This window comes from Thermodesulfobacteriota bacterium (assembly GCA_036397855.1).
Taxonomy (GTDB): Bacteria; Desulfobacterota_D; UBA1144; order Nemesobacterales; family CSP1-2; genus DASWID01.
On record DASWID010000164.1, the window covers coordinates 1 to 5,596 of the forward strand.

Annotated in this window: 7 protein-coding genes; 3 read left to right on the forward strand and 4 right to left on the reverse strand. The window is 40.9% G+C overall.

All coding sequences use genetic code 11. The features are described from left to right. Positions 1 to 236: 236 nt before the first annotated feature. Entirely contained in the window at positions 237 to 1,472 is a 1,236-nt protein-coding gene (locus VGA95_12905; protein ID HEX9667438.1) for a hypothetical protein, read from the forward strand. 224 nt (positions 1,473 to 1,696) lie between these two features. Here the strand turns inward: VGA95_12905 and VGA95_12910 are convergent, their stop codons facing one another. The 3 genes from VGA95_12910 to VGA95_12920 form a co-directional block, all read right to left on the reverse strand. Further along, the gene (locus VGA95_12910) at positions 1,697 to 2,101 is read right to left on the reverse strand and encodes a muconolactone Delta-isomerase family protein (GenBank protein ID HEX9667439.1); all 405 of its coding nucleotides are present in this window, start codon (positions 2,099 to 2,101) and stop codon (positions 1,697 to 1,699) included. 135 nt (positions 2,102 to 2,236) lie between these two features. Then, on the reverse strand, positions 2,237 to 2,872 hold the full coding sequence (locus VGA95_12915; GenBank protein ID HEX9667440.1) for a VTT domain-containing protein: 636 nt from the start codon (positions 2,870 to 2,872) through the stop codon (positions 2,237 to 2,239). 201 nt (positions 2,873 to 3,073) lie between these two features. Then, a complete protein-coding gene (locus VGA95_12920) occupies positions 3,074 to 4,120 on the reverse strand; it encodes an alcohol dehydrogenase (GenBank protein HEX9667441.1) in 1,047 nt (348 codons plus the stop codon). A 475-nt stretch (positions 4,121 to 4,595) separates the two neighbouring features. On the opposite strand from VGA95_12920, the gene VGA95_12925 reads away from it, so the two are divergent. After that, positions 4,596 to 4,829, forward strand: coding sequence for a hypothetical protein (locus VGA95_12925; GenBank protein ID HEX9667442.1), 234 nt, complete (start codon positions 4,596 to 4,598; stop codon positions 4,827 to 4,829). A gap of 86 nt (positions 4,830 to 4,915) precedes the next feature. Continuing rightward, positions 4,916 to 5,140, forward strand: a complete 225-nt coding sequence (locus VGA95_12930; GenBank protein ID HEX9667443.1) for a hypothetical protein — start codon at positions 4,916 to 4,918, stop codon at positions 5,138 to 5,140. Positions 5,141 to 5,325: 185 nt separating this feature from the next. Here the strand turns inward: VGA95_12930 and VGA95_12935 are convergent. Further along, on the reverse strand, positions 5,326 to 5,596 hold a 271-nt coding region (locus VGA95_12935), incomplete at its 5' end, for a hypothetical protein (protein HEX9667444.1).

The following is a 5,596-nucleotide window of genomic DNA, read 5'->3' on the forward strand; positions in this document are numbered from 1 at the left end:
ATAGAAATTGAGTTAAGTCCATATGGAAGCCAGACCCCAAACTCTTCGGCAAAGGGTCGAAAAAACGCGGAGTCGAAGGATTGTTTCAGTACCTCTATGCTTTGGCGCCAAAATTAACATGTTTCCGCAAAGTATCTTTCCCTACGACCTAAATATAGATTGACAATCCATAGGGTCGAGGATACCCTAAATCACCTTTATACAGGGCACAAACGCTTAATAAATCTGTGTTCTCCTTGAGTTCAATTTTAAGATGTCTGGCTTTAACTTGGGTTACTATCACGAGAGAGGGAGCTAGGGCTACATCCGCGCTATGGACATTCCCGGCAGTGATTTTCTCTGCGATGCTGATTGCTTGGGCTGCGGAGTCCGCACAGTATCTCATTTCACAGGGCCTTTCACTGGCGATTCTCGCTTGGCTCCAGACACTCCCGGAGTTTGCTATAGAGGGTGTCATTGCATGGTCCGCAGGAAAGGATCCCAGCCAAATCCATCTTGTTACTGCTAACTTCACTGGTGCTATAAGGTTACTACCTGGTCTAGGCTGGCCGCTAATCTTTTTTACTGCCTTTATTTTTCACAAGTTGAAAACGGGAAAGAACCTAAACTGTATTGAGCTCGAAAAGGAGCACTGCGTTGAGGTTATGTCTCTTTTACCACCGATTATTTATTTTATTGTGATTTTTTTGAAAGAGACTTTCAGCGTTATTGATAGTCTGGTACTCATTGTTTTTTATTGTCTCTATCTATACTCATTGAATAGGATTCCACCGCAGGAAAGTGAAAGGATTGACGAGCTTGAACCCATTCCCAAAGCGATACTACGCTGTAGACCAGTTGTTAGAAATTCTATCATCATCGGGCTATTTATCACCGGCGGTGCCGGAATACTAATCGTTGCAGTGCCTTTTTTAGAGAGTATGCTGGCTCTTGCGCTCACTCTCGGTGTATCTGAGTTTGTTTTCGTTCAATGGGTTGCGCCCTTCCTATCGGAATTTCCCGAGAAGGTTAGCGCCTTCTATTGGGCAAGGCGGGTGAAAAAGGCGCCTGTCGCCCTGATGAATATGGTATCATCAAATATAAACGAATGGACGATGCTTGCGGCAATGATACCCATTATTTTCAGCTTTAGTTCCGGGGGCATATCCGCAATTCACTTTGATCAGTTTCAGCTCGTGGAAATCCTTCTAACAATCGTTCAATCCCTTTTAGCTTTTCTACTTCTCATAAACATGAGATTTAGCTGGTACGAAGCCGTGGTGCTCTTCGTTCTCTGGGCAATTCAACTTATAGTCCCATCTATCAGGGAAGAGATTATATTTGTCTACATTGCATGGATAGGGTTTTGTCTTCTTCAGATAATATCAGGGTCGAGAAAGCCACAGGCTTTTAGGGATTTCACGGGAGTTTTGAGAAGCTACATTCTCGTCGCAAAACCGTCGTCACAGATAAATCCTCAGGAGAAAAAATAAAGAACTTGTTACATGAGTGGTGGAGTGAGATAGATCTCGACTTTTGCGTTCTATTAAACGATCTTACAGGAGTCGCAATGCCATTAAGGACTCCCGGGGCAATCCTTCTGTTAACTAATTTAGCATTAGACTCAAATTATCGATGCAATTCCTTAAAGCAATAAATAGATCTTGAAAGCCAATTCATATATAAGAAATACAGACTTGGGAAGAAGCTTATTTTATTATTTCTTTTTCAACTCGCTCAATATATTTTTCTCCATGCCTTCTCTACCACTAAAACTCTGAAGAGGTATCACCTTCCACTCCATTCCGCCCCATATTGGTAATGACCTTAACAGCTGGTCAACCTCCTCATTTGATGAAGCCTCTACGATGAATACAAACGCTCTTTGTCCTACTGGGAGTCCGCCTGTGATTTTTCCCTCTTTTTCCCATTTAGCGAGTTGATCGAGCGACGGAAGAACTACATTTTCGAGTAGTTGAACCATGTCTGCGGATGAAAGTGAAACCGGACCGGATGATCCCTTTACCAGGTATTTTGTGCCAGCCGCATGAGAAACCAATGGGGATAGAAACATTAACGAAGCTACAAACGCCGAAATTATATAGATCGATCTAAACATCATTGAAACCCTCCTAAAGAAATTTATTTTGAATTTTCACATTATAACTCTAAGTACGTATTTCAGGCAAATTTTTGATAGATGTTGAGTTAAATCAATATGCATGCCAGGCCCCCAAGTTCCTCTTATCTCCAATCTTCAAGAATATCGCTGGTAAAGAAATCTAACTACATTAGGTACTATTATTATCGCGATTACAGCAAGGATAAATATGCTGAAATTATTTTTGACAAAAGGTATGTTTCCAAACAAATAACCTCCTAATAAAAAAGCCGGACTCCAGATCATTATGCCTATGAAGTTATAGATCCCGAATTCCCTGTATCGTATTCGGCTGATCCCTGCGACAAATGGCGCAAGCGAACGGAACATCGGAATGAATCTGGCAAAAACAAACGTTTTCGGTCCGTGTTCATCCAAAAATAAACGAGTGTGCTCTAAGTATCTTTTATAAGACGAAAGAAATGAGCCCTCACCGAATAATTTAATCCCTGTGAGTCGGCCTATCAGAAAGCTTGAGTTATCACCCAGGATCGCTGCAATACCCATGAGAATAATTAACAACTTAACATCTAGAGAGCCTAAAGCTGCAAATGTACCAGCGGTGAAGAGAAGTACATCACCTGGGAGAAAATTTGTAACTACGAATGCTGTTTCACTAAAAATTATGAGAAAAATAATAAGGTACGTCCATACACCGTAATCCTGAATAATCGGCCCTAGATATTTATCGATATGTAGTATTATATCCAGTAAATCTCTTTGGGATTCCATTTTTAGTTAATTATTAGATTGGACAAAATGGTATCAAGAAATATTTATAGTTCAAGGAGCCCTAAAATGGGTGCAACCCTTTTTTCTTTTAGCATAATAAATGTTGAACGACGTCCTTATTGCTACAGCCGGCTTGATATACAAAATAATCAAATAAACAAATCCTGACCCCCAGATTTTGTAAGGGAATTGGGAAAAAGGCTAAGGATTAAGGACTACCTTAATTGCGCCATTCTTTCTTCTGTCCATTAGCTCGTAACCATTTCCTGTCTGGCTGAGGGGAAGCCTGTGAGATATCACCAGGGTAGGATCAATTTTCCCATTCTCTATAAGTGGCATGAGTTTAGAAATGTAGTTTTTTGCGGGGCAGACTCCTCCCCTTAATGTGAGGTCTTTCAAATAGAAGTCCAGCATTGAAACTTCGACTGGCTCGGAATAGAAACCAATAAAACCTATATTGCCACCCGGTTTTACAATCTGAATCGCTGTGGTTAGGGTTTCTCCTCCACCTACGCACTCTAGCACTGCATCAACGCCCCTTCCATCTGTTAATTCTTTTATCCTTTCACTGAGATCTTCTTTGCTTGAATTGATTGGGATATCGCAACCCATTTTCTTTGCGATCTTTAGTCGGTCATTATGATGACCAACAGTAATTACCAAAGCAGGTCCAAAAAGTTTAGCCGATGCTGTGGCGAACAGCCCAAGAGGACCGTCACCTAAAACAGCGACAGTGTATCCAGGCCTAATATCAGCATACTCAGCGCACGAATAACCTGTGGAAAATATATCACCGAGGAATATCGCCTGCTCATCGCTCAAGCCATCAGAAACCTTCTCAAGTGTCGCATCCGCGAAGGGAACTCTCACATATTCCGCCTGTCCGCCCCAGAGGTTTCCGAAGCCTTTGCCAAACCCAAAGCAGCCTCCACCACCAACGCATGAGGTGGGAAGGTTTCGCTTGCAAAAATAGCATGTCCCACAGCTATCCCAGAAAGGAGCTACGACACGATCCCCTTTCTTAAAGAGTCTTACCCCTTTCCCAACCTCTTCGATGAGGCCCATAAATTCGTGCCCGACTACAAAACCCTCATCCATTGGTATTCTTCCCCGATAGAAATGAAGGTCAGAACCGCACACCGCACTCATTGTAACCCTTAGAATTACATCCATCGAATTCTTGATTTTTGGGTCCGGAACATTCTCTACCCTTATGTCTCTTGCGCCATGGTATACCGCAGCTTTCATCTAATTGTTCCTCCTGTTTAATGGGACTTGGGGAATTTGAGTAATCTTAGGGGACTCGCAAAACCTTGTCAAGCCCATAAATGGTAACAATATTTATTGTTTAAGGAGAAGAAAAAATATAAACCAATCGATTTCAAAAAAGAGAAACGATCTTAAACTTTGCTTATTCATTCACAATGTGTCAGTTACTAACTAACTACATGCGAAACGTATTTATAAAAACAAGTATCTGTCGCCATTAATTTTAAAATAGCATCAAACGTGATACATTGGGATAAACTTACATATAAAGGTTTGCTTTCGCTTTTGTATTTTGATACAAAATGATTTAAGTCTATATTGAATCCAACCCGAAAAATCTTTTACAATGTTAAAATAAATTGAGGGTGGCTTGTGATTATTTGTCAATTGTGGAGATAAGGCCCCCAAGTTTTTCTAATGTGCCAAAATTAGAATTAAATTATTAGACGTATCCATGAAATTACAACGCGTAGAATGCCATTCAGGTTATAAAGCTAATGAGCGTCCCTTGAGCTTCAGGCTTGATGATAGAAATTTTGCCGTCAAGGAGCTGATTGACCAATGGTATGGTATTGACTATTCCTACTTCAAACTAAGAGCTGATGATGACAATATTTACATTCTGAAGTATGATGAGCACAAAGACGAATGGAGCTTAGAGTTCTTCAAAGCAAAGGAGAAAACTTAGAAACCTAATTCCTCAATAGCCAACTGGTTCAATATCGCGGACAACAGCCCTTATTTAGTTAAGTTGACAAATAATTAAGAACAGAGGTGTTAATCATCAATTCGGAAACTAAACCTTCGGTAGAAGATGTATATGCTTTATTGTCAAACGAAATGCTAGAGCAGGCGGTTGAGCGCGGGAGGGAAATAAGTGAAGACCCAAAAGAAGTTACAGAAGAGCTTAGGGCAAAGTACGGGGAGGTATGGGCTTGGAAATATAGTATTTTCTACTATTACTATTTCAAACTCGGTTCAGAAATGCTGATAGGGTAGTACAAATAACATAAGCCACGGTGTACGATCGATCGAATTCTGGGGATCTTATGTCGAAAGACCGTTGTCAATATACTCTTTATATAATATCGTAAAGTGAAATAGCGGGATAAACTGGTACAAAAACGGATATGTGCTGTGATTATTTATAAATTGTTGAGACACGACCCTGAAGTTACTTTAATTTAATCGCCGCCCGAGGCGTTTACATGATATGAAACCTTCTCCCAGGTTTCGTAGAGAAGTTTTATTCTGTCGTTTAGTTCGCTGAATTCTTGTGCTGCTTCTTCCGAGCCCTTCATATCTTTGAAATTTCGAGCATCGGCTAGGAATTCTTCCAGCTCCTGTCTCCTCTTCTCGGAGTTATGAATTGTCTCTTCAAGCGCATCGAGTGCCGCTTTGAGCTGTTTTAAGGAGAGCTCACGCCAGTTTTCCATATTCTCAATCCCACGCTCC